Source organism: Kribbella sp. VKM Ac-2571 (genome assembly GCF_004362255.1).
Lineage (GTDB): Bacteria > Actinomycetota > Actinomycetes > Propionibacteriales > Kribbellaceae > Kribbella > Kribbella pratensis.
Map to the genome: position 1 here is coordinate 404,439 of NZ_SNWS01000003.1, position 22,112 is coordinate 426,550.

A 22,112-nucleotide genomic window follows, 5' to 3' on the forward strand; every position below is an offset into this window, starting at 1 on the left:
AATAGGTACAGAATGCGTTCCGTCGCCGGCGACGGAGCGGGGTCGCTCAGTAGAGGATCGGGTTGAGTGGCCAGGAGATGGTGTCGCCGGGCTGGTTACCGGGCATCCAGCTGGCCAGATCGACCACCTGGTTCGCGTTCGACGGCTGCGAGATCGTCATCGCCGCGTCGACGTAGATCACCGTCATCACCCGGCGCGGGATGTCGGTAGTGTTCGGCGGCGCGTGATGGAACGTCCAGCCGAGGTGGTAGCTGACCTCGCCGAGCTCGTACGGCTCGGAGACCTCGGGAAAGTTCTGCTCGGCCAGCACCTCCTGCAGCACGCGTTCCGACTCGTCGCTGATCGGCAGGTCCCGCCCGTGCTCGAACGTGTGACTGCCGGCCGCGAACGACAGCGGCCCCATCTCCATCGGGGTCTCCTGCAGCGGGACCCAGACAGTCACGCACCGATCGGTCGCGAACGGCCAGTAGTACTGGTCCGCGTGCCACGGGGTGACGCCGCCGCCGGACTCCTTGTAGAGCGCCTGGTCGTGGTACAGCCGCACCGACTGCACGCCGAGCAGTTGCGCCGCGATCCGCGCGAGCCGCGGCGACGAGACGAACTCCAGCACCCGCTCGCTGTCCTGCCAGAGGTTCGTGACCTGCAGGAACGCCTTGCCGTAGGTGTCGCGCTCGTCGAGCGGCTGTTCCTGCGTGTTCAGCTCGATCACCTTGTCGGTGATCTCCGGCTCGTACTCCGCGATCGTCTCCGCACTGAGCACGTTCTTCAGCTTCACGAACCCGTGCTGCTTGAAGTGTGCGATGTCGGACCGGCTGAGGGCGTAATCGGTCTCGAGCTCCGGGCGGGTCAGAGTCATGGGACCCAAGAGTTCATGAACGTTTCATCGCTGTAAAGATCAGTGATCAAATCTTTGCCCACCGTGCACGTGCACGTGCATGCCCCAAATACCGGTCAGGCCCGTAACGCGAAACGATCCAAGGCCCCGAGGATCAGGTCCTGCGTTCCGGAACCTCCCGCCCCATGACCTTTCCGCTCGACCAGGTGCAGCTCCGCGCCCGGCCAAGCCTGGGCCATCCGCCAGGCGATATCAGGCGGGCCGCTGATATCGAGCTTGCCGTGGATCAGGACACCCGGGATCCCGGCCAGCTTCCCCGCCTCCCGCACGAGAACGTCCTCTTCCAGCCAGGCCGCGTGCGCCCAGTAGTGCGTCACAAGTCGCGCAAACCGCAGCCGGAAAACGGGATCGTCGAACCGCGGATCGGGCCGCCAGCCCGGATGTGTGCGGACATGAGTGTCCTCCCAGCCGCACCAGTCACAGGCAGCCTTCTCCCGGACGGCCGGGTCGGGGTCGTGCAGAAGACGGCTGTACGCGAGCGCCAGATTCCCGTCCCGTTGGTCTTCCGGTACGCCGTCCCGGAACCGCTCCCACTCCTCCGGGAAGATCCGGCCCATGTCCCGGGTGAGCCACGCGACCTCGCGGCGGGAGGTGTTCGTGACGCTGAACAGGACGATTTCGGAGATCGCGTCCGGGTGCTGCTCGGCGTACGCAAGCCCGAGCGTCGCGCCCCAGGACGCTCCCAGAATGAGCCATCGCGAGATGCCGAGGTGTCGACGGAGCAGCTCGAAGTCTGCGATCAGGTGCGCGGTGGTGTTGGTGCTCAGGTCGACGGTCGGCTCGGCGGCGTCCGGCGTACTGCGGCCGCAGTTGCGCTGGTCGACGAGAACCACCCTGTACCTGGTGGGATCGAAGTACCTGCGCCACCAGGCGCCGGCTCCGGACCCCGGGCCGCCGTGGACGACGAGCGCAGGCTTGCCCGCCGGGTTGCCGCAGGTTTCCCAGTAGACGCGGTGTCCGTCGCCGACGTCGAGCAGGCCGTGGTCGTACGGCTCGATGTCCGGATACATCTACAGAACTCCGGTGTAGGTGAGGGCGAATGTTCCACAGGGGAAGAGGAACAGGGAGGCGAGAACGATGATGCCCTTGAAGGACTGACGCGGGCCAATGAGTTTGGCGTACGCCGCGACGAGGACGGGGACCATCACCAACTCGAGGGGCAGCATGGTGCGGGGGATGATGGTGTTGGTCGCGGCGAGGATTACCGACAGGGCGGCGGCTGCGATCCAGGCGGCGTACCCGATCAGGTACGTCGTGCGGGGGCCGAAGCGGACTGCGATGGTCTGGTAGCCGGCGGCGCGATCCGCGTCGAGGTCGGCGAGGGTCGTGGGGAGGTAGAGGCCGATCGCGGCGAGGGTTCCCTGCAGCCCCATCAGCCAGGGGAAGTCGCTCAGGTCCGGGTTGATCGCGGCCCAGCCGGCCAGCGGGCCGAAGGCGCCCAGGGCGAGGGCGTTGACCGCGACGTCGAAGCCGGCGCGGGTCTTCAACCGCACCGGTGGGACGGAGTACGCGTAGCCCAGGAGTACGGCGAGCAGGACGCCCAGCGCGAACACGATCCCGACATGCAGGCTCAGTCCGACCGCCGCCACGGCCGCCGCGAAGGCCAGCCGCTTAGCCGCTCGCAGCGTGATCCGCCCGTCGAGCAACGGCGACTTGGCCTTCCGCGGGTTGAGCCGATCGCTCGGCAGGTCGTACGCGTCGTTGACCGCTAGCACTGCTAGCCAAACCAGAGGGCCCATCACGACCGCCCCGACGATCAGCCGCGGCCACTCCCCGAACGGCGGGATCAGTCGATGCGTCGCAAGCAGAATCCCCGTGTAATAAGGCACGATCGACACCACCCAGAACGCCGGGCGGCCCACCGCGATCACATCACGAACCCGCGGGCCGCGTACCTGCACGTCCGTGCTCACATCACCACTGTGCTCCCGGACAGGCCCTCGCGTCCTCCCTCCACCGAGTGAACCTGCTCACCCGCCCGGTTGGATGTGAGCTACGGAACCTTTCTCCAGCGCGACCCACACCGAGGTGTCGACGTACAGACCGTGCGGTTCGGCGCCTTCAGCAAACGCGACCTGTTCGGTGATGTTGCCCTTGGCATCGAAATGGACCAGTGCGGCCGCCGCCCACAGCGTCAGCCAGCAACCACCATCAGCTGTCGCCGCCGCGGCATGCGGCTTGGACTCGGCCGGAAGCACGAACTCCGAAATGGACCCGTCGGCGCCGATCCGGCCCGCCTGGCTCGCGAGCAGTTCGGTGAACCAGACGCCGTCCGGTCCCGCGCTGATACCGACCGGACCGGCGGCGGGCGTCGGCAGGGGATAGGTCGTGACCTCGCCACCGGTGGTCATCCGGCAGATCGCGTTGGTCTGGTTGAGCGTGAACCACAGATCGCCCGCGTACGTCGTGATCATCCCGGGGAACGCGCCCGCCGTACCGATCGGGTACGTCGACACCTCGCCGTCCACCGTGATCCGCCCGATCGCGTCGATGCTCATCAACGTGCACCACAAGGCGCCGTCGGGACCGACGCACAGTCCGTACGGCGCGCCCGCGAGCTCGATCGCCGACACCGCCCCGTCGTACCCGATCCGGCCGATCCGGTCGTCGCCGTTGCGGGTGAACCAGACGGCGTCGTCGGGACCGTCGACGATCACGCTCGGGCGGGACCCGGGTGCGTCGAGGTCGAACACGCGGCCCGAGACGGTCGCGACGCGGCCGGTGTGGACGAGCGTCGTCCACACCTCACCGCCCGCCGCGACGACGCCGTACGGCGCGCCGTCGACCGTGAACTCATTGACTGACATAGGTGTTCTCCTCGAGATCAACGATGGTGCCGCGCCAGCGGGAGATGAAGCGGCGGTCGTGGCTGACTACGACGAGTGCGCCCGCGTACCGGTCGAGCGCTGCCTCCAGTTCCTCCACCAGCACGAGGGACAGGTGGTTCGTCGGCTCGTCGAGCAGGAGTACGTCGTACGGCGTGGTCAGCACTCGCGCCAACGCGAGCCGTCGGCGTTGCCCGGTCGACAACGCACCGACCCGGGTCAGCAACTGCTCCTGACGGAACAGCCCCAGAGCCGCCGCGCCGGGATGGCGTGCAAGGGCCTCGCGCAACGTTTCGTCGGGGCGCGCCTCGGTCACCTCCTGCTGCAGGTAGCCGATCCGTCCGTGGCGATCGACGTACCCGGAGTCCGGCTGGAGCGCACCGGCGAGGACGTCGAGGAGGGTCGACTTGCCGGCGCCGTTCGGTCCGGTGATCAGTACGCGACCACCAGCGGGTACGTCGAGGGACGTCGGCAGGAGCCGGTCCGTGACCGCGACTCCGACAGCATCCAGCCCCGCCGGAGCGCCGGTCGTGCGGATCGACGCCTTGAACCGGAGCGGCTTCGCCGGCACCGGCGGCGGGTCTTCCTCCAGGCGGCGCAGGCGCTCCTTGGCGTTGCGGATCTTGCTCCGCTCCGCCTCGTTGACGCGACCGGTCGCGCGGTCGTACGCCACCTTGTTGTTGTCCTTCATCGGTCGCCCGTACGCGACCCGGTCGGCGGTGGTCCGGACGAGCACGCGCATCTCCGCGACCTCGTCCTCCCACTGCTGCCGGGCCTGCTCGAGTCGCGCCCGCTCGGCGGCCTTCTCCTGCAGGTAACCCTGGAAGCCGTTGCCGTACCGCGTGACCCGGTGCGTGTCGCCGTCGACCTCGAACAGTGTCGAGGCGACCCGCTCGAGGAAAGCGCGGTCGTGCGAGACGACAACCGTCGTACCGCGCCGGGATCGCAGGTGGTCCTCCAACCAGGTGGCGGCCGACACGTCCAGGTGGTTCGTCGGCTCGTCGAGCAGCAGGACCTCCGGCGACGACGCGAGTACGGCGGCCAGGTGCAGCCGCGCCAACTCACCGCCGGACAGCTCGGACAACCGCCGATCGCCCGGCAGCGTGGACAGCCCGAGCCCGTACGTCGCACGGGCGAACCGTGCGTCCGCGTCGTACCCTTCGCGGATCTCGAACACCGTCTGAAGTTCGCCGTACTCATCCAGGACGTCGGTGCGTCCCTCGGCAAGCAAGCCTTCCAGCGAACGCATCCGCGCCTCGATCCGGCGCAGGTCGGCGAGCGCGTGATCGGCCAGCGCCTGTACGTCGAGGTCGAGCGGCAACGGATTGTCCTGCGCCAGGAAGCCGATGCTCCCGGTGGCGTTCACCGTGCCGTCCGTGGCCGGTTCGAGGCCGGCCAGGATCCGCAGCAGCGTCGACTTGCCGGAGCCGTTCTCTCCGATCAGGCCGCTGACCTGCCCGGGCGGGAAGGCGCACGTGACCTGGTCGAGCACCAGGCGGTGGTCGTAGGACTTGGTGACGTCGTGCAGGGACAGCTGTGTAGACATGAGGATCCTCCTGACCTCTCGCGGGTTCGTGGTTGGCGAACGGCGGGTCAGAAGATCACCGGCTACTCCCTAAATGCGACGGACGTTGCGTTAGGATGATGTCATGATCGCTGAGGTTCGCGCAAGCAGGCCGGGAGGACGGACGGCCCGCGTGCGCTCGGACGTGCTCGCGGCGGTGGAGACCGAGGTGGCCGAGCACGGGTACGACGGGCTCACGATCGACGCGGTCGCCGCGCGTTCCGGCGTACACCGGACGACGCTGTACAGGCGCTGGAAGACGGTCCCCGGCCTTCTGGTCGATCTGCTCGAGGCAGGTGCTGACGACTCGTGGGAGCCGGCCGACACGGGCTCGCTCGAAGGAGATCTGATCGCCGTCAACCGCGAGATCCACGCCGCGCTCACCGCCCGGCCGTCCATCACCCAGGCAGTCATCGCGGCCTCCTTCCGTACGACGGATGCCGCCGACGCACTCACCCGCTTCTGGGAGGACCGCTACGAGCGCACCGCGCTGGTCGTCAGCCGAGCTGTCGCGCGCGGCGAGATCCCGAACGGCACCGATCCCCATCAACTCCTGCTCACCGCGACCGCGCCGCTCTATCACCAGATGGTCCTCCTGAGGCAGCCGATGTCCCGGGAGCAGGCCGATCATCACGCGCGGATCGCCGCGGCGTCGGTCCGCTAATTGCTTTGCGGCGTCGATCGGCCCCGCCATACCGTGACATCCCCGGCCGATTGGGAGATTCGATGAGTGTCAACTTCTACTCGCTGTCGATCGACGCGAAGGATCCCGCTGGGCTGGCGCGGTTCTGGGCGGGCCTGCTCGGGTGGGAGCAGGCCGACGGGAACGAGTTGCTGCCCGACGCCGACACCAGTTTCCGGCTGCGGTTCTTGCACAGTAACGTCGAGAAGGATCGCCCGAATCAGATCCACCTGCACCTGACCAGCCAACGGCCTGAGCAGCAGCAGGAGACGGTGGAGAGGGCGCTCGAGCTCGGCGGCCGGCACCTCGACGTCGGGCAGAAACCGGAGGAGAAGCACATCGTCCTCGCGGATCCGGAAGGCAACGAGTTCTGTGTGATCGAGGCGGGGAACAAGTTCCTCGCCGACACCGCGTTCCTCGGGGAGCTGGCCTCGGACGGCACCCGGGCGGTCGGGTACTTCTGGAGCAAGGCGGTCGACTGGCCGCTGGTCTGGGACCAGAACGACGAGACCGCGATCCAGGCGCCGTCCGGCGGGCCGAAGGTCGCGTGGGGCGGAGGGCCGGTCAGCCCGAAGGCACCGAAGAACCGGCTGCACTGGGACCTCACCGTCCCGGCCGACGGCGACATCGACGCCGAGGTCGAGCGGCTGATCGGGCTCGGCGCGACCCGGCTGGACAGCGGCCAGGAGGGCGCGGACGCGATCCCGATGGCCGACCTGGACGGCAACGAGTTCTGCATCCTGACCGGAACGCGACAGTAGAACCCGACGTCCGCTAGGCCTAGCGGGGCATGCCTGGGTTGTAGGCGCAGGCGGACGTCAGGTCGTCCGCGGCGGGCTTGGGGGTGGCCTTCGGCTGGGGCGCGGTCGGGGGCCGGGGTGAGCTGACCGTGCGGGGCACCGGCGTCGTGCGTGCTGCTGGGTTGAGCGCCTTGGCCACGATCTCGCGCATCCCGGCGTAGTTCGGGTTGCGGCCGGTCGGGAAGTTCTTCTGCTTGTCGAGGTCGACGTTGGTGATCTTCGCCGTCTTCACCCGCGCTCCCAGGGTGGCGAACGCGCCCAGCTGGTTGCGCGGGATGTCGGTGCGGATCAGCTGCTCGCCGGCCTTCGCGATCGCGTCGTAGTTCGTCAGCACGTTCTGCGGGGTGGCGCGCTCGACGATCGCCTTGATCGTGCAGCGCTGCCGGGCCTGGCGTGCGAGGTCCGCGGTCGGGACCTTGTACCGGCCGCGCGCGAACCACAGCGCGTCGGTGCCGTTCAGCTTCCGGTTCGGACCCGGCGCGAGGTAGCGGCTGGGCGGGATCTTCTTGTCGTCGTTGCCGCCGACCGGGACCGGGTAGTTGATGTTCACCGTGATCCCGCCGAGCGCCTCGACCAGCTGCGCGAACCCGGCCAGGTTGATCTGCACGTAGTAGTGGATCTGCAGCCCCAGCGCCTCGCCGACGGACACCTTGAGAATGTCCGCGCCCTCGTTGTCCGAGGGGCCGAGGATGCCGGGATACATCCGCGGGATGTTGCGGTACATGGCGTCCAGGTAGAACTCCGACTGCTCCTTCGGGCCGTTCGGATCCCAGAAGCCGGTCGGGAACTTCTTGTGCAGCGGCGAGTCCGCCGGGAACGGCATCCGCATGAAGTTCCGGGTCAGCGAGATCAGCGAGGTGTTCCCGGTCTTGGTGTCGATGCTCGCGACCATCACCGTGTCGGTCCGCGTGCCCCCGCGACCCTCGCCGTCGTCCGCGCCGAGCAGCAGGATGTTGAGCCTCGGCAGCTGCTGCCAGATGTCCTTCTTCGGGGTAATCGTCGGCCGCGTCTGGCTCTTCGACTCATCGCCTCCGAAGACCTTCGTGACCAGGTTCCGCTGTGCCATCAACGTCTGCGCGCCGGTCGCGGTGCTCACCGTCATCGCGAAGCAGACCACGCCGATCACCAGCGCCCCGAGCAGCCGGGAGCCCGGTCCGACGGCCAGCGGCCGGAGCATCTTGTACGACGTGACCAGGACGACGATCCACACGGGGGCGATCGCGGTCAGGCCGACGATCATCCAGTTCAGGAACGCCGGGTTCAGCGCCCACGAGATCACCGCGTCCCGTTGCCGCAGCCCGACGTACGCCGCACCGCCGTACAGCGCGAGGCTCAGCACGATCAGTGTCGAACCGAGTTTGGTCCGGCGAGCGACGACGTACGCCGTACCGGGCAGGAGCACGCCGAGGACGGCGATCGTCAGGGCGGCGAAGGCGGATCGTCGGCGTGGACTCGGCCGACGCGCGCGGTTGGCGCGCATCGCTCTGCTCGGGGCCATGCCCTCTTCGATTCACTGAGTCGGCAAAAAGTTGGCATGATCGGCCAAGTGACCGACATTCAGGTACGCCGAGCCAAACCGGATGATGCGGAGTCGCTGGTCCACTTACGCGGATTGATGCTCGCCGCGATGGGCAACGACATCGGCGGACCGGACGCGCCGTGGCGGACGACCGCGCTCGAGTGGTTCGCCGGACAGCTGGCGTCGCCGGACACGTTCGCGGCGTACGTCGTCGACGACCCCAGCGCCGGCGTGGTGGCGGGAGCGGCCGGCAACGTGTACGTGCACGCGCCGGGCCCGAACGACCTGACCACTCTTCGCGGCCACCTGTTCAACGTCAGCACCGAACCGGACTTCCGGCGGCGGGGTCTCGCGCGTGCCTGCGTGATCGCGCTGATGGACTGGTTCCGGGACGAGACCGGCGTCGGCCAGGTCGAGTTGCATGCGACCGCCTACGGCATCGACCTCTACCGTGGGCTCGGCTTCACCGAGTCGAGGTACCCGACCCTGCGTTTCCGGACCACCAAGGCGTAGCGCCGCTGGTGTCGCGGAGCGCGTTGGTTGCGCAGTGCACCTCACCGCCGCCGAGGTGCGCCCAGAAGAAGTCCTCGACCCAGTGCACGCGTACGCCGTTACGCGCGAGGGCACGCTCCGTCGCCTGCCGGAAAACGTCCCGGCCGTGCAGCCGCGGCCCATGCGGATCGGGTGCCGCGAACTGGCGATCGGTGATCGACAACCCGTTCACCAAGCCCGGAGTCATTGCCTTGAGCAACCCGTAGCCGGGCACCTTGGTGAAGAACACCGGCAGCCGGACCAGTTCGTCTTCGCGGAGACCGGTCGCCTTCAGCAGGACCTTCAGTTGGTCGTCGATGTGCTTGGCCGCTGCCTCGTTGTCTCGTAGTCCAGTGCTGAGCAGTTCGTCGACCGTCGGCTTGTGTGTGGAGTTGGTGTCCGCGAACAGTCGCTGACCGCCGCCACCTTGGCGTTGCACGTCACGCAACAGGTGGGCGGCGAGTCGAGGGTCGGCGACCGCGAGCGTCCAGCCGCGGGCGTTGTTCGCGCGGACCACGTGCGTCGTCTCGTCAGCGTGCCCGACCATCAGCCAGGACGTGTCGATCACGACCGGCGGCTGGTACCCCTGGCTCGTCACCATCGTGATGAACCCGGGATCGGGGTGCCGTTCGCCCGACCCGTAGACGATCCGCCCGTGCGGAAATCCGTCGTACGGCGGGAGGGCCTCGAGGTTGCCGCCCATGTTCAGCAGGTCGTCGAGACCGGGGGAGGCCTTGTCGCCGAGCTCCTGGACGACGCCGATGTCGGGTCCGCGCAGGTCGCGGTAGAGGAGCCGTCCGGCTGGGCGTGGTGTGTCGGCGCCGGGGACTTCCCAGACAGTGCCCGAGCGGATCAGGATGCGCATCGTGTGCGGACCGCCCACGGCCGGCATGCTCGCGCTCGCCGGCTCAAACGTGTCCTGCAACCACATGTCCTTCCAGCCTTTCGGCGTACCTTTCACGAACTGGACCTTGGTTGCCTGACGCAATGTCTTGGCGAACTGTCGCCACTCGCCGGGTACGCCGTCCTGGTACGGCGGTGTGCCGCCCCACCAACCCTGGCCCTTGGCGGGCCGGCCGGCCAGGACGGTTTGTGCGCGCTGGAGATCGTTCTGCAGCATCAGCGGGGCGACGCGCATCCGGACCGCGTCGGTGCCGGTGCGCCCGCGGTCGGTGACGGACACGGTCACGGTGATCTGGCCGTCCCATTGCTTGGGGTTACGGACGATGTCGCGGCCTTCGAGCTGCAGCCGGACGCCGCGTTGCAGGTCTGTTGCGGTGAGTGTGCTGACTGGGCGGCCATTGGCGAAGACGCGGCCCTTGTCCGCCGGGGAGATCGTGACGGTACCGGTTGCGTGGTCGGAGAGGTTGCGTTGGGCATCGATCGTGAGCGGTGCCAGGTCGGCTAGGTCGCGGGCGCCGTTGATGCGGTCGTCGGCGGCGTCGTTGCAGGCGGCGAGCTTGTCGTCGACCGCGCGGCCGGGTGCGTCGAGGTCCGCCGGGTCGACCGTGCAACGGTGCTCGTCGTCGTCCAGGTTGGGTAGGAAGATCGCGCCGCGGGCGTCGGTCCAGGTCGATTTCGCCGGGTCGTCGGCGTGGGTCAGCAGTCCGTCGCGGTTCACGTCGGCGGTCAGCCGCGGTGCCGGCGCCGTAGTCCACGCCGTCAACGCAGTGATGACGGTCAGGAGAGTCGTGATGCCTGCGGTCCAGTGTCTCATCGAAGGCTCCTTATTTGATACAGGTGTGCTTCTTCGATCGAAACTACGCAGGGGTAGCAGAAAGCGGCAGATGGAAATCCGGTCTCCACCCGTGGGCGGAGAAGGTTTTCGGGGCACAGTTGGCAGGAAGGAGTCAGAACACCCCGCCCCGAGCGTGCTGGGAGGAGCTCACCGGATGCGCCGCTGGACCGTTGTCGTCGCGATCGCCGTCGTGGTCGCCGTCTGGGTAGCTGTGTCTGCCGGCCCATCCGGCAGGCACGGGTACCCAGGCCGTGGCGTCGTACCGGTGTCGGTCCAGTCGGACCAGCCTGTCCAGCCCGCGCAGTCGAGGCCTGTGCAGCCGCAGGCACGGTCTGTGGTTTCGCAGCGACCTCCGGAGGCGATCTCGTACCCGGTGGCGGGGACGCGGTCGTACGCCGTACTGCCGGGGGACCCCGCGGTGATCGGGCGGGCGGGGAAGCTGATGCGGTTTCAGATCGCGATCGAGGGCGGGATCAGCGGCATCGACCGCGGCGGGTTCGCGCGCTTCGTGCGGGCGACGTACGGCGGGGCCCAGGGGTGGGCGTCGCACGGGCAGTGGCGGTTCCAGCAGGTCGGACCGGGGACGATTCCCGATTTCACCTTGCTGCTGGTCACGCCCCAGACGCGGAGTGCGCTCTGCGGGGCGAGGGATCGATACACGAGTTGCCGGATCGGGAACCGGGTCGTGCTGAACGTGGCGCGGTGGGTGCACGGCGTACGGAACTACGCCGCCCCACTGACGACGTACCGGCAGTACATGGTCAACCACGAGACCGGTCACCGACTCGGCCGCGGCCACGAGCTGTGCCGGGGCCCCGGTCAACCGGCGCCGGTCATGCAACAGCAGACGCTCGGCCTGCACGGCTGCAACGCATACGCCTGGCCGTACCTGAACGGCGCCGGCTACCAAGGCCGCCTAGGGCAGTACGACGACCCGATCCCTCACTCCTGAATGATCGACAGCACGTTCCCCGCCGGATCCTTGAACCACGCGATCAACGGCCCCGGACCGCGATTGATCCCGAGCTCGTCCTGCTCGTCGACGTACCTCTCGAACACGATCCCCCGCGCGGTCAGCTCCCGCACCGTGGCCTCGACATCGTCGACGGGGAAGTTGAGCACGGTGTACTCCGCCGGGACGTGATTGTCCTTCGGATAGACGAGAACTGTGTTCCCACCACCGGTCCGCAGGTGCAACAACCCGTTCTCCTCGGCGACCTCGATCCCCAGCGTCTCGCCGTAGAACTCCTTCGCCCGCGGCAGGTCATCCACCGAAAACCCACTGAACGCCTTGCTGTCCTTCAACATCTGATGCCCTCCTTGTCTCGTCTGACACCAGCTACGTCGAGACCGTCACCCCGTTCTCGACACCCCGGGGTCAGTTGTGGAGGGCCTGGGGGAGGGTGGGGTTTACGGCGGCGGCTACCGAGGCGGACTCGAGGCCGTCGGCGACCGTGTGCAGGAGGCGGACCAGGTGGGCGGCGTCGGTCGGGCCGAGGATGCCGGTGATGACGTCGAGGACCCGGACGGTGAGACCGTCGAGCTGGGAGAGACGGGCCTGACCCATCGACGTGACGACCAACTCGGGCGTGGTCCGGACCATGCCGAGCGCTTCCAGGTCGGCGATCGCCAGCTCCGCCTCGCCGGGCGTGATGCCGACCTGCTTCGCGACCTCGTCCGCTGACGTGCGGCCGTTCGCGATCGCGCTCAGCACCAGCGCGGCAGGCATCTTGATCCCGATCGCTTCCTGCAGACCAAGGATCAGCGGGTGCGCGTGACCACGCACGCGTTCCACCGCGTCGAGGAGCCGGAGCGCATCGCCGACGTCACTGATCAGGTGCTCGGTCTGGACGGCCGCGATCCCCGTCGGACCGGGCCGCACGGGTGACGGTACGACGCCGCCGATGATCCGCTCGGGCACCACGAGGCCGTTCGCCACGACCGGCTGGTCCTCGGATCCCCTGTCCGCGGATCCGTTGGTGAGCGGCCTGATTCCAGCGTCTTCGATGGTCACGTGTCCCAGCGTACGGAGCCGTTCCGACAGCTTCGGCGTGTCTTTCCTGAGGAATCCCTGTGAATATCACGACGTCCCTGATCTACGCTCCGCCCATGCGGAAACGAGTGCTGGTGATCGGTGGCGGCGGGGGCGGGATCGGACGGGCGACGACTGAAGCCTTCGGCAACGAAGGGGCCGCGGTGATGGTCGCGGACCTCGATCCGCACCGTGCCGCGGAAGCCGCGGACGCGGTACGGGCAGCCGGCGGTACGGCGTACCCGATCTCCGGTGACGTCCGCTCGGTGACCGATATCGAGGCGATGGTCGCGGGCGCGGTCGAGAAGCTCGGCGGACTCGACGTACTCGTCACTGTCGTCGGCGGGCAGGTCGCGTTCGTGCCCGCGGTGAAGTTGCACGAGATGGCCGACGAGGACTGGGACACGATCTACGAGGTCAACCTCCGGTACGTCGCCCGCGCGGTCCGGGCCGCGCTCCGAGTCTTCCTCGACCAGGGCACCGGCGGCGCGATCGTCAGCGTCGGATCCGTCACCGGGTTCATGGCCGCGCCCAAACAGGCGGCGTACGGCGTGATGAAGGCCGGCCTGCTCAGCCTCGCCCGCACGGTCGCCGCGGAGTACGCGCGGGACGGGATCCGGATGAACGTCGCCGCCGCTGGAGCGATCGCCACGGCCGTGGCCAATGCGAATGTCGCCGCCGAGGTCGTCGAGGAGATTCCGGTTGGCCGGTTCGGGCGTTCCGAAGAGGTGGCCCGGGCAGTGGTCTACCTGGCTTCCGACGCGGCGTCGTACATCACCGGACAGCAGCTCGTGCTGGACGGCGGCGTCTCCGTGCGCGGCCCGTTCGAGTAATCGAACAAAGTGGCGAAAGAATGGGGTCCTGGCGGGTCCGAAAAAGTTTTGGCGACCGGCCAGAAAATCTGAATCCGGGCGTGACCTCTGCTCTGCGTCCTCCGTTGGAAGTGACGTGACGGTGAACACAACACGGCGCACCGGCACCGCGCTCGCCCGCGTTTTCCAGGCCGTACCACCCTCGAAGTATCAGCCAGGAGGACCAGTGACAACCGCCACCGCCACTCAGACCATTTCGCGTCGTCGCGTGCGTGTCTGGTTCGGTGAGCACGTGATCGCCGACTACAACGCCGAGCCGGCGTTGGCCGAGCGGTACGCAGACGCCATGAGCCGTCGATTCGCCGGTCTTCGGGTCACGAACGACCCGATGCCCGACGTCGACAAGCTCCCCGACCCCCTGCCCGGCGAGCGCATGTGGGACGTAGCTCCCCGCTGAGAAAACCTCCGGTACCTTTCGCGTTCCGTACCTCACCAGACAACCCACGCGGAACGTCGCCAGGTCGAGTCGCCTCACCTCGACCAACCAAAGGAACCGGTGCGGTGCTCTTCCAAGGGCACGCGGCGGCAAGCGAGTGCGGGCGTTCTGCCCCTCGCTTGCCGCCAATTTCTCCCCTGTAATGCGCCTGACGAAAAACCCCGTTCGCACCGGATCCCCCAGCTCCGGTGCGAACGTTTTTCACTTTTGCGCGTAGTACTCCGGTTTCATCTGGATGAGCTGCACGTAATTGCCGTCCGGGTCGATCAGCGTCGCGAACCAGCCGATCCCGCGGTCCTCCGGGTGCACCAGCCAGTCGACGTCGAGCGTCCGCAGGTGCGCGGCCGCCGCCTCGATGTCGTCGACGGCGAAGTTCACGATGTGCCGTCCCGGTTCGGCGTTCTTGGCCGCGACGTCGTCGCGCTGCTCGATCACCAGGCCGAACCCGCCGAGGTCCAGGTTGCCGTACCCGTCGACCTCCGCCCGGAACCCGTCGCGGTACCACGCCTTCAACCGCTCCGCGTCCGCACTACCGAGCAACATGCTGTTGAGAATCACGATCTTTCCTCTCCGCCTGACACTGACGCCGGTACGTCGGAACAGCCGGCCGACTCTCGACATGACCTGCGCGACCCGCATCATGAACAGATGAAGTTCACTGCCGAACTGCTGTCCACAGGCAAGAACACCGCCGGCTTCGAGGTGCCCGAAACGGTCGTGGAGTCGCTCGGTGGCGGCGGCCGGCCGAAGGTGAGCGTGACGGTCAACGGGTACACCTTCCGTACGTCGATCGCGCGGATGGGCGGACGCTACCTGCTCGGATTCAGCGCGGACCGCCGTACCGAGGCCGGCGTCACGCCCGGCGACGTACTCGAGGTCGACGTCGAACTCGACACAGCGCCACGCGAACTCGAGATCCCCGAACCCCTGGCAACGGCCCTCGCCGCCGACCCGGAGGCGAAGGCGTTCTGGGACACGCTCAGCTACAGCAACCGGCAGTGGCACACCCTCCAGGTGACCTCCGCCAAGACCGAGGCCACCCGCACCCGCCGGATCGAGAAGTCGATCGCCGCCCTCCGCGAGGGCCGCGCTCGCTAATTGTCAGCAGTACGAGCGGCAGCCGTGGTCTGCGCCGTACGCCCGATGGCGCGCCGCGACCAACGCCACGGGGGACAGCTGACCGCCGTCATGCCAGCTGTTCAGGAACTGCTGCGGTGCCACCGCTCCACGCCGGACCCACCACATGTTGGGCGCCGTCGGCCAGCTGATCCCGAAATGCAGATGTGGTGGTGTCCCTTGGGCGCTCCCCGTCTTCCCGGTCCGTCCAAGAGGTTGCCCCGCCCGCACCGGCACACCTGGCGCGATCCCGGGCTGGATCGCCGAGAGGTGTGAGCCGTAGTACCGAACGCCATCCGCCCCCACCACCGAAACTGACAGCCCGCCCCGATCAGCACCCCGATTGGTCTTCGCATTCCACGAGTCGACCCGCGTCACCTCGTCCACCCGCCCGTCAACCGGCGCAACAAACAGACAACCGACGTGCGCAAAGATGTCCGACGCCGGATAGTCATGATGACTCTGCGAGGCATCCGCCCGACAACCACCAACAGGAAACACATACCGCCGTACGGCGGAAGCACGCGGTGGACTGGTCGTAACGGCCGGTGCCTTCGACTGTGCCGGCTTGCTGGACCGTGGCCGCACACTCGGCTGTGACACACCAGTGGTCGGTGGTGTGGATCGAGGCGTACTTGATACGGCGGTCGGTTGCGCCCGGTCGAAGACGCCGGCCGCCGACAATCCGAACCACCCACCGCCGCCCACGATCACCACAGCCAGCAGAAAAGCAACCCAAGCCCGTCGCGTCACAGGAACCAGAATGCGTTAACTGTCGCCGCGGAGTACACCGTTTCGCACGGTATGCCGTTCCTGTCCGCATCCATCCGGTCCGGCATCCCGTAGTACCACCAGTACCGAACGGCCTCGGAGTACGACGCCCCTCGCGCGACGAGGTCCCGGCAGTACAGCCCCGCCGACCAGAACACGACACCGCTGATCTCGCGCCCGTTCCAGTACGCCGCGACGTCGCTGCGCGGATACACGGTCTCGCACGGAATTCCGTTGCGGTCGGCATCCATTTGATTCGGCTGCCCGTGCAGTCGCCAGTAGTCCACCGCCGCGACGTAGCCGTATCCCTTGGCCTTCAGATCGCGACAGAACAACCCGGCCGGCAGCGACCGCACATCTCCAACCGCCGGCGCCGGGTTCGACGTCCCCTTCACCGTGGGCTTCGGTACGACGGTCTTCGTGGTCACCGACACCGGCGCCGACGCGACCGGCGCCGACGCAACCGGTGCCGTGTCAGCCGCCCGTGGCGCCGGATCGTCCTTCGTCATCAGCACCACGAGCCAGGTCAGCAGCACCAGGATGACGCCGACCGCCACCCCTCCCAGGGCTGCCAGCGTCGCGTTCCCCCGCTGACAATGCGTGCGTGTAGACGGTTCTCCATTCATGATTCCCCCCGCCAGCCATTCAAGCCCCGTCACTCTCCGTTGTCTACGGTTCGGGCTCCTCATCCCACGCGGTCGAGTGCTCGAGTACGTCGGGTAGCTCGCCGACCACTCCTAGGCGTTGGGTGCAGCGGGTCAGGGAGACGTAGAGGTCGCGCAGGCCGCGGGGTGACTCGATGACGATGCCGTCCGGATCGACGACCAGGACGGAGTCGAACTCGAGGCCCTTGGCCTCACGGGCGGTGAGGACCGTGACGCCGGTGAGTCCGTCGACGGCCTCCTGGATCAGCTCGAGCCGGCTGCGGGACGTGATCACGCCGACCTCGCCGTACGCCGTCTCCTCTGCCGCCATCTTGTAGACGTACAAGGCCTGTTCGGCCGCCGGTACGTCGACGTGCCACGGTTTCACGCCCGTGGAGCGGACCGATTGCGGCGCCTGCGCCGACGGGTCGACCTCGCGCAGTACGGCGTGCGCGAGCTCCATCACCTCGGCCGGCGTGCGGTAGTTCAACGTCAGCTCCGCGAGTCGCCAGCGATCGCCGAACGTCTCACCGAGCGCGGACGCCCACGACGTACCGCCGCCGATCGAGCTCGTCTGCGCCACGTCGCCGACCACCGTCATCGACCGCAGTGGGCACCGCCGCGCGATCGCCCGCCACGCCATCGGCGACAGCTCCTGCGCCTCGTCGACGATCACATGACCGTACGTCCACCGCCGATCCGCGGCCGCGCGATCCGCGAGCGTCCGATCGTCCTCCGCCTCGAACCGCTCGGCGAACGCCTCGGCGTCGAGAATGTCCTTGGCAGTAAGGATTTCGGCCTCGTCGTCTTCGTCGAAGTCGGTCGACCCCGAACCGGCGAGCACGTCCAAAGCACCTTGTGCATAAGCGATCGCGCGCGCCCGCGCGGCCTGTTCCCGCGCCGCCTCGGACCCGTCGTCACCCAGCAACTCCGCCGCCTCGTCCAGCAGCGGTACGTCGGACTGACTCCAGTCGTCGCCGTACCGCAACAGGTGTTCGCGATCCAGCGCGGACAACTGCGGCGCCGCGGACGCGAGCCGATCCTCGTCGCCGTACAGATCCTCCAGCAGCCGCTGCGGACTGAGCAACGGCCAGAGCTGCTCGAGCAGCGCCTGTACGGCGGGCTCGGCGAGCACCTCGCTGCGCAGTTCGGCGAGGTCGTACTCGTCGAGCAACTGCTCCCCGTCGAGCGGATCGGTGCCGATCAGTTCGGCGTACTGATGGGTGAGGTGGTCCGTGATCTCGTTGAGCACAAAGGGGCGCGCCTGGTTGTGGGTGAGGTTGCGATTGCGGACACGTGCGTGGACTGTCTCGCACACGGAAGGGTCGAGCGTGAGCTCGGTGCGCTCGACGGTCATGTGGACCGGGCGCTCCGGGAGCCATTGCCGATCGGCGACCGCCTTCGCGATCACGTCGGCCATCACCGTCCGGCCCTTCACCTCGGCACTCTCCGGTGACTCGGGGCGGGTCGCGTTCACGCCCGGGAACAGTTCGGCGAGCGTGACGAGCCGGACGCCCTCCTCGCCGAGCGACGGGAGTACCTGGCCGATGAATCGCAGGAACGCCGCATTCGGCCCGACAACGAGAATTCCGCGCTTTTCCAGTTGCTCACGATGTGTGTACAACAGAAATGCCGCCCGGTGCAGAGCGATTGCTGTCTTCCCGGTGCCCGGACCGCCTTGGACAACCAGGATTCCGGGCAGTTCGGAGCGGATGATCCGGTCCTGATCGGCCTGGATCGTCTGCACGATCGACTCCATCTGACCGGTCCGGCGAGCCTCCAGCGCCTTCATCAGCACGGCCTCGCCGATCACGCCGGTGCCGGGCTTCGACGCATCGGCCGCGTCCCGCCCGAGGTCGAGCTGCTCGTCCTGGACATCGACCACGCGCCGTAGCCGGGTCTGGATGTGCCGACGGCGTACGACGTCGTGATTGGCCACCGCGGTCGCGATGTAGAACGGCCGCGCCGCCGGGGCACGCCAGTCCACCAGCAGGGGTTCGTAGTCGTCGTCGTGCAGACCGATCCGGCCCAGGTGCAGGACCTCGCCGTCGGCGGCGTCGAGGCGGCCGAAGTACAGACCTTCCTCGGCGGCGTTCAGCCGGGCCTGCCGGAGCTTGAGGTCACGGATCCGGCCGTCCCGCTGGTGCAGCGCCTGGGCGTTGCGGGTGTGCACCAGTTGCTCGTCGTCCGCGCGTGCGTCGGTGCGCTCCCGCTCCGCGTCCAGCGCGGCGTAGAACGTGATGAGGTTGGCCTGTTCGGTTTCGACTGGATTCGGCAATTCCTGTCCCTTGTGTTAAAATCCGTGCCGTTGGTTCAAGCCGCATTTGTGGAATTCTCCCGGCGGCAGCCACAAATCCTTGAGTTTATCCGGTGCCCGGGTTTTCCTGTAGTGGTGTTCCACGCCATCGTCCCGCCGTACCTCCTCGAGCAGCTCGAGCGATCCGCGGGTGACCCCAGCGTTCGTGCCCGGATCAGGCAGTCGCTGCAGCACGACGCCGTGCTGCGAACGCGGCCCGCAGCCGGCCGGGAGCGCGCGGCCGCGGCGGAGGGCGGCGGTCGGCAGCGCAAGGTGTACGACGCGGCGAACGGGACCGATCTACCGGGGACGCTGGTCCGCTCCGAGGGCGACGACCCCGTCCAGGATCAGGCGACGAACCAGGCGTACGACGGCACGGGCGCGACCTGGACGTTGTACAAGGAGTGCTTCGGGCGCGACTCGATCGACGGCGCCGGCCTGGTGCTCACGTCGACGGTGCACTACGACCGCGGGTACGCGAACGCGTTCTGGGACGGCGCGCAGATGGTGTTCGGCGACGGGGACGGCGAGATCTTCGGGAACTTCACGTCGTCGATCGATGTCACCGGCCACGAGTTGACCCACGGCGTCACGCAGTACACGGCGAACCTCGTGTACGAGGGCCAGTCGGGCGCGCTGAACGAGAGCATCTCGGACGTCTTCGGCTCGCTCGCGAAGCAGTACGCGCTCGGTCAGAATGCCGCGGACGCCGACTGGCTGATCGGGGCGGGGCTGTTCCTGCCCGGTGTGCAGGGTGTCGCGCTGCGGTCGATGAAGGCGCCCGGGACGGCGTACGACGATCCGCGGCTGGGGAAGGATCCGCAGCCGGCCGACATGTCCGGGTACGTCGACACTGCCGACGACAACGGCGGCGTACACATCAACTCGGGCATCCCGAACCGGGCGTTCTACCTGGCCGCGGCGGAGCTGGGCGGGAACGCGTACGACGACACCGGCAAGATCTGGTACTCGACGCTGACGTCGGGCAACCTCGCGGCGTCGGCCGGCTTCAAGGAGTTTGCTGCCGCGACCGAGGCCGCGGCGCGCGACCTTTTCGGTGACGAGTCGGCGCAACTCGCCGCGGTGACCAAGGCCTGGCAAACCGTCGGCGTTCTGGGGGACCAGACTTCACTCATGAACGCCGCCCAGACCAACCTCGAAACCACCACCCCACCCGCCGCCCCACCCGACCAGCAGCCGGCTGACGAGCGGGCGCGTGTCGAGTGAATACGAAGCCTTGGCTCTGGCCCGCCAACGCGGTCGGGATGCTGGCGATCGCGATCGCGGCGATCCTGCAGCCCGTGACGATGCTGTCGATTCCTTGCGACGCCCCGACGTGTGATCCGCATGGCTACGTGGCGATCTTCAGTGTCTTCCCGACGGCGCTCGTGGTGATCGTCGCCCTCATCGCGCTGGGTTTGCTGAACGGTCGCAGGCGGTCCGGGTTCGGCGTGGCGATCTTTGCGGCCGCGGCCTGTGCCGGAATGCTCATGATGTTCGGCGTGTTCCTGATCGCGCCGGTCCGATGGCCGCTCGCGGCGGTGACGTTGGTGGCCGTGGGGCTGGCGATCGAGGGATTGCGGTCCGCACCGGTACCGGCCCCCAGATGAGACGGTTTGACCTCAAGTCTTGTTGAGGTATTAGCGTCGCGTCGTGACAGTTCATCCGCTCCGGCTCGTCGTGCTGACGCGCAATCTCGAGGCAGGGCGGTTCGGGACGGTGGTCACGCGGTGGTTCGCGCGGGAGGTCGAGCGCGCGGACGAGTTCAAACTTGATCTGATCGACCTGAGCACGGTCCCGCTCACCGAGTTGCCGGGGCGGATCGAGGACGCGGACGCGGTGATGATCGTCACGGCGGAGTACAACCACGCCTACCCGGGGGACGTGAAGACCGCGATCGACGCCGTACGCCGGCCTTGGTACGCGAAGCCGGTCGGTTTCGTGGTGTACGGCGGACGCTCGGGCGGACTGCGTGCGGCCGAGCAGCTCCGGCTCGTCTTCGGCGAGCTGCACGCGGTGACGATCCGCGACAGCCTCGGCTTCCGCGAAGAGGACTTCATCGACGCAGAGCCGGCCGACCCCACGACCACCGCGGCCGCAACCGCCCTCCTCCACCAACTCGCCTGGTGGGCCCGCTCCCTGCGCGACGCCCGCGCTAGTCAGCCATATCCGGTTTAGCGGACCGCCAGCCCATCACAACTGCGATCCGGCCGCCCGCCCGACGCTCAAACGGCCCTCGTGCAGTCAATTGATGAGTGCTGGAGATCCGTCCCGGAATAGGTTCCACCAGGCAGTCGTTGGCAGTTGAACGTGACCGCCGAAGCGATGCCCCTGTCCGTGCTCGATCTCTCGCCGGTGCCGACGGGTACGCGGCCGTCGGAGGCGCTGCACGAGACGCTGGAACTGGCCCGCACCGCCGAGGCCGCCGGGTACCACCGGTTCTGGCTCGCGGAGCACCACAACATCCCGAGTGTGGTGAGCACCAGCCCGGAGGTGATGATCGCCGCTGTGGCGGCCGCGACGTCGACGATCCGGGTCGGATCCGGCGGCATCATGCTGCCGAACCACTCCCCGCTCAAGGTCGCCGAGACGTTCCGGGTCCTCGGCGGGCTGTACCCGGACCGCATCGACCTCGGCCTCGGACGCGCACCGGGCACCGACCAGCGCACGGCGCTCGCGTTGCGCCGTAGCCGTGAGGCGCTCGGAGCGGACGACTTCACCGAGCAGTACGCCGAGCTCCGCGCGTACGCCGAAGGGTTCCCGGCGGGGCATCCGTTCGAGCCGATCAGCGCACAACCGGACGACGTACCGCTGCCGCCGGTGTGGATCCTCGGATCGAGCACGTACGGCGGTCAGGCGGCCGCCGCGCTCGGGACCGGGTTCGCGTACGCCGGCCACTTCGGGACACTCGATCCGGCCGGCGTCATCTCGGCGTACAGGAGGGACTACCAGCGCCTCGAGCACGACGGCGGCCCACACGCGATCCTCGCCCTGGCCGCGATCGTCGCCGAGACCGAGGAGCGCGCCGCACAACTCGCCCGAGCCAACGCGCTCTCGACCCTCCGCCTCCGCTCCGGCCGTCCCGGCCCGCTCCCGTCCCCCGAGGAAGCGGCCGAGTACCCGTGGACCGAGGCGGAAGAGGCTGCCATCGAGGACTGGACCGGCCTGGTTACCGTCGGTACGCCGGACCAGGTCGCCGACGAGCTCCGCCGCAAAGCCACCGACGCCGGCGCCGACGAGCTGATCATCACCACGAACATCCACAACCCCGCGGAACGCCGCCGCTCGTTCCAGCTCCTCGCCGAAGCCTGGGGCCTCAAGCCGCGCTGACCGCGGACCTGTAGCACTCACCAACCCGCGCGAACGACCGATTCCCCGGGTCGCTCGAGCG

General features: G+C 68.1%; 24 protein-coding genes. 11 read left to right on the forward strand and 13 right to left on the reverse strand.

Going from position 1 to position 22,112, the window contains the following annotated elements:
- Positions 1–46: 46 nt before the first annotated feature.
- The 5 genes from EV651_RS09290 to EV651_RS09310 form a co-directional block, all read right to left on the reverse strand.
- Positions 47–856: a phytanoyl-CoA dioxygenase family protein gene (locus EV651_RS09290; RefSeq protein ID WP_133784079.1), complete on the reverse strand. Its 810-nt coding sequence runs from the start codon at positions 854–856 to the stop codon at positions 47–49.
- Between the two features lie 95 nt (positions 857–951).
- Complete coding sequence (gene pip / locus EV651_RS09295; RefSeq protein WP_133784081.1) at positions 952–1,905, reverse strand: prolyl aminopeptidase; 954 nt, start codon at positions 1,903–1,905, stop codon at positions 952–954.
- Positions 1,906–2,808, reverse strand: coding sequence for a UbiA prenyltransferase family protein (locus EV651_RS09300; RefSeq protein WP_238156760.1), 903 nt, complete (start codon positions 2,806–2,808; stop codon positions 1,906–1,908).
- A gap of 57 nt (positions 2,809–2,865) precedes the next feature.
- Entirely contained in the window at positions 2,866–3,702 is an 837-nt protein-coding gene (locus EV651_RS09305) for a virginiamycin B lyase (RefSeq protein WP_133784083.1), read from the reverse strand.
- The gene (locus tag EV651_RS09310) at positions 3,689–5,266 is read right to left on the reverse strand and encodes an ABC-F family ATP-binding cassette domain-containing protein (protein ID WP_133784085.1); all 1,578 of its coding nucleotides are present in this window, start codon (positions 5,264–5,266) and stop codon (positions 3,689–3,691) included. Before EV651_RS09310 ends, EV651_RS09305 begins: the two co-directional genes overlap by 14 nt.
- 103 nt (positions 5,267–5,369) lie before the next feature.
- Here EV651_RS09310 and EV651_RS09315 point away from each other — a divergent pair, with 103 nt between their 5' ends.
- The gene (locus EV651_RS09315) at positions 5,370–5,948 is read left to right on the forward strand and encodes a TetR/AcrR family transcriptional regulator (RefSeq protein WP_133784087.1); all 579 of its coding nucleotides are present in this window, start codon (positions 5,370–5,372) and stop codon (positions 5,946–5,948) included.
- 62 nt (positions 5,949–6,010) lie between these two features.
- On the forward strand, positions 6,011–6,727 hold the full coding sequence (locus EV651_RS09320; RefSeq protein WP_133784089.1) for a VOC family protein: 717 nt from the start codon (positions 6,011–6,013) through the stop codon (positions 6,725–6,727).
- 19 nt (positions 6,728–6,746) lie between these two features.
- On the opposite strand, the gene EV651_RS09325 is transcribed toward EV651_RS09320, so the two are convergent.
- Positions 6,747–8,246: an LCP family protein gene (locus EV651_RS09325; RefSeq protein ID WP_238156761.1), complete on the reverse strand. Its 1,500-nt coding sequence runs from the start codon at positions 8,244–8,246 to the stop codon at positions 6,747–6,749.
- 66 nt (positions 8,247–8,312) lie between these two features.
- On the opposite strand from EV651_RS09325, the gene EV651_RS09330 reads away from it, so the two are divergent.
- The gene (locus EV651_RS09330; protein ID WP_133784093.1) at positions 8,313–8,798 is read left to right on the forward strand and encodes a GNAT family N-acetyltransferase; all 486 of its coding nucleotides are present in this window, start codon (positions 8,313–8,315) and stop codon (positions 8,796–8,798) included.
- On the opposite strand, the gene EV651_RS09335 is transcribed toward EV651_RS09330, so the two are convergent.
- Positions 8,749–10,533 (reverse strand): protein-arginine deiminase family protein, encoded by a 1,785-nt coding sequence (locus tag EV651_RS09335; RefSeq protein WP_133784095.1) that lies wholly within the window; start codon positions 10,531–10,533, stop codon positions 8,749–8,751. The two genes, EV651_RS09330 and EV651_RS09335, sit on opposite strands and share 50 nt — an antisense overlap.
- Positions 10,534–10,708: 175 nt before the next feature.
- On the opposite strand from EV651_RS09335, the gene EV651_RS09340 reads away from it, so the two are divergent.
- Positions 10,709–11,506, forward strand: coding sequence for a DUF3152 domain-containing protein (locus EV651_RS09340; RefSeq protein ID WP_133784097.1), 798 nt, complete (start codon positions 10,709–10,711; stop codon positions 11,504–11,506).
- Here the strand turns inward: EV651_RS09340 and EV651_RS09345 are convergent.
- A complete protein-coding gene (locus EV651_RS09345) occupies positions 11,497–11,862 on the reverse strand; it encodes a VOC family protein (protein ID WP_133784099.1) in 366 nt (121 codons plus the stop codon). The two genes, EV651_RS09340 and EV651_RS09345, sit on opposite strands and share 10 nt — an antisense overlap.
- 70 nt (positions 11,863–11,932) lie before the next feature.
- On the reverse strand, positions 11,933–12,568 hold the full coding sequence (locus EV651_RS09350) for a MarR family transcriptional regulator (RefSeq protein ID WP_238156762.1): 636 nt from the start codon (positions 12,566–12,568) through the stop codon (positions 11,933–11,935).
- A 95-nt stretch (positions 12,569–12,663) separates the two neighbouring features.
- On the opposite strand from EV651_RS09350, the gene EV651_RS09355 reads away from it, so the two are divergent.
- Both EV651_RS09355 and EV651_RS09360 read left to right on the forward strand, forming a co-directional pair.
- Positions 12,664–13,419 carry an SDR family NAD(P)-dependent oxidoreductase gene (locus EV651_RS09355; protein ID WP_133784100.1) on the forward strand — a complete coding sequence of 252 codons (756 nt, stop codon included), beginning with the start codon at positions 12,664–12,666 and terminating at the stop codon, positions 13,417–13,419.
- Positions 13,420–13,624: 205 nt separating this feature from the next.
- Positions 13,625–13,855, forward strand: a complete 231-nt coding sequence (locus EV651_RS09360; protein WP_133784102.1) for a hypothetical protein — start codon at positions 13,625–13,627, stop codon at positions 13,853–13,855.
- 240 nt (positions 13,856–14,095) lie between these two features.
- Here the strand turns inward: EV651_RS09360 and EV651_RS09365 are convergent, their stop codons facing one another.
- Complete coding sequence (locus tag EV651_RS09365) at positions 14,096–14,452, reverse strand: VOC family protein (protein WP_238156763.1); 357 nt, start codon at positions 14,450–14,452, stop codon at positions 14,096–14,098.
- A gap of 90 nt (positions 14,453–14,542) precedes the next feature.
- Between EV651_RS09365 and EV651_RS09370 the strand changes: the two genes are divergently transcribed.
- Positions 14,543–14,992 carry a YdeI/OmpD-associated family protein gene (locus EV651_RS09370; RefSeq protein ID WP_133784104.1) on the forward strand — a complete coding sequence of 150 codons (450 nt, stop codon included), beginning with the start codon at positions 14,543–14,545 and terminating at the stop codon, positions 14,990–14,992.
- Between the two features lie 3 nt (positions 14,993–14,995).
- On the opposite strand, the gene EV651_RS42285 is transcribed toward EV651_RS09370, so the two are convergent.
- The 3 genes from EV651_RS42285 to EV651_RS09385 form a co-directional block, all read right to left on the reverse strand.
- On the reverse strand, positions 14,996–15,763 hold the full coding sequence (locus EV651_RS42285; RefSeq protein WP_202870233.1) for a M23 family metallopeptidase: 768 nt from the start codon (positions 15,761–15,763) through the stop codon (positions 14,996–14,998).
- On the reverse strand, positions 15,760–16,338 hold the full coding sequence (locus tag EV651_RS09380) for a hypothetical protein (protein ID WP_133784106.1): 579 nt from the start codon (positions 16,336–16,338) through the stop codon (positions 15,760–15,762). Before EV651_RS09380 ends, EV651_RS42285 begins: the two co-directional genes overlap by 4 nt.
- Positions 16,339–16,450: 112 nt before the next feature.
- Positions 16,451–18,703, reverse strand: a complete 2,253-nt coding sequence (locus tag EV651_RS09385) for an AAA family ATPase (protein WP_133784108.1) — start codon at positions 18,701–18,703, stop codon at positions 16,451–16,453.
- 114 nt (positions 18,704–18,817) lie between these two features.
- Between EV651_RS09385 and EV651_RS09390 the strand changes: the two genes are divergently transcribed.
- The 4 genes from EV651_RS09390 to EV651_RS09405 all read left to right on the forward strand — a co-directional run bounded on the left by EV651_RS09390 (position 18,818) and on the right by EV651_RS09405 (position 22,051).
- Positions 18,818–19,948, forward strand: a complete 1,131-nt coding sequence (locus EV651_RS09390) for a M4 family metallopeptidase (RefSeq protein WP_133784111.1) — start codon at positions 18,818–18,820, stop codon at positions 19,946–19,948.
- A 38-nt stretch (positions 19,949–19,986) separates the two neighbouring features.
- The gene (locus EV651_RS09395) at positions 19,987–20,331 is read left to right on the forward strand and encodes a hypothetical protein (protein WP_133784113.1); all 345 of its coding nucleotides are present in this window, start codon (positions 19,987–19,989) and stop codon (positions 20,329–20,331) included.
- 43 nt (positions 20,332–20,374) lie between these two features.
- The gene (locus EV651_RS09400; RefSeq protein WP_133784115.1) at positions 20,375–20,899 is read left to right on the forward strand and encodes an NADPH-dependent FMN reductase; all 525 of its coding nucleotides are present in this window, start codon (positions 20,375–20,377) and stop codon (positions 20,897–20,899) included.
- A 132-nt stretch (positions 20,900–21,031) separates the two neighbouring features.
- The gene (locus EV651_RS09405; protein WP_238156765.1) at positions 21,032–22,051 is read left to right on the forward strand and encodes an LLM class flavin-dependent oxidoreductase; all 1,020 of its coding nucleotides are present in this window, start codon (positions 21,032–21,034) and stop codon (positions 22,049–22,051) included.
- Positions 22,052–22,112 lie beyond the last annotated feature (61 nt).

Excerpts from the sequence above, each read along its gene's own strand:
- EV651_RS09290 (WP_133784079.1), bottom strand. The coding sequence starts at position 856 with ATGACTCTGACCCGCCCGGAGCTCGAGACCGATTACGCCCTCAGCCGG.
- pip (WP_133784081.1), bottom strand. The coding sequence starts at position 1,905 with ATGTATCCGGACATCGAGCCGTACGACCACGGCCTGCTCGACGTCGGC.
- EV651_RS09305 (WP_133784083.1), bottom strand. The coding sequence starts at position 3,702 with ATGTCAGTCAATGAGTTCACGGTCGACGGCGCGCCGTACGGCGTCGTC.
- EV651_RS09310 (WP_133784085.1), bottom strand. The coding sequence starts at position 5,266 with ATGTCTACACAGCTGTCCCTGCACGACGTCACCAAGTCCTACGACCAC.
- EV651_RS09315 (WP_133784087.1), top strand. The coding sequence starts at position 5,370 with ATGATCGCTGAGGTTCGCGCAAGCAGGCCGGGAGGACGGACGGCCCGC.
- EV651_RS09320 (WP_133784089.1), top strand. The coding sequence starts at position 6,011 with ATGAGTGTCAACTTCTACTCGCTGTCGATCGACGCGAAGGATCCCGCT.
- EV651_RS09325 (WP_238156761.1), bottom strand. The coding sequence starts at position 8,246 with ATGCGCGCCAACCGCGCGCGTCGGCCGAGTCCACGCCGACGATCCGCC.
- EV651_RS09335 (WP_133784095.1), bottom strand. The coding sequence starts at position 10,533 with ATGAGACACTGGACCGCAGGCATCACGACTCTCCTGACCGTCATCACT.
- EV651_RS09340 (WP_133784097.1), top strand. The coding sequence starts at position 10,709 with ATGCGCCGCTGGACCGTTGTCGTCGCGATCGCCGTCGTGGTCGCCGTC.
- EV651_RS09345 (WP_133784099.1), bottom strand. The coding sequence starts at position 11,862 with ATGTTGAAGGACAGCAAGGCGTTCAGTGGGTTTTCGGTGGATGACCTG.
- EV651_RS09355 (WP_133784100.1), top strand. The coding sequence starts at position 12,664 with ATGCGGAAACGAGTGCTGGTGATCGGTGGCGGCGGGGGCGGGATCGGA.
- EV651_RS09370 (WP_133784104.1), top strand. The coding sequence starts at position 14,543 with ATGAAGTTCACTGCCGAACTGCTGTCCACAGGCAAGAACACCGCCGGC.
- EV651_RS09395 (WP_133784113.1), top strand. The coding sequence starts at position 19,987 with ATGCTGGCGATCGCGATCGCGGCGATCCTGCAGCCCGTGACGATGCTG.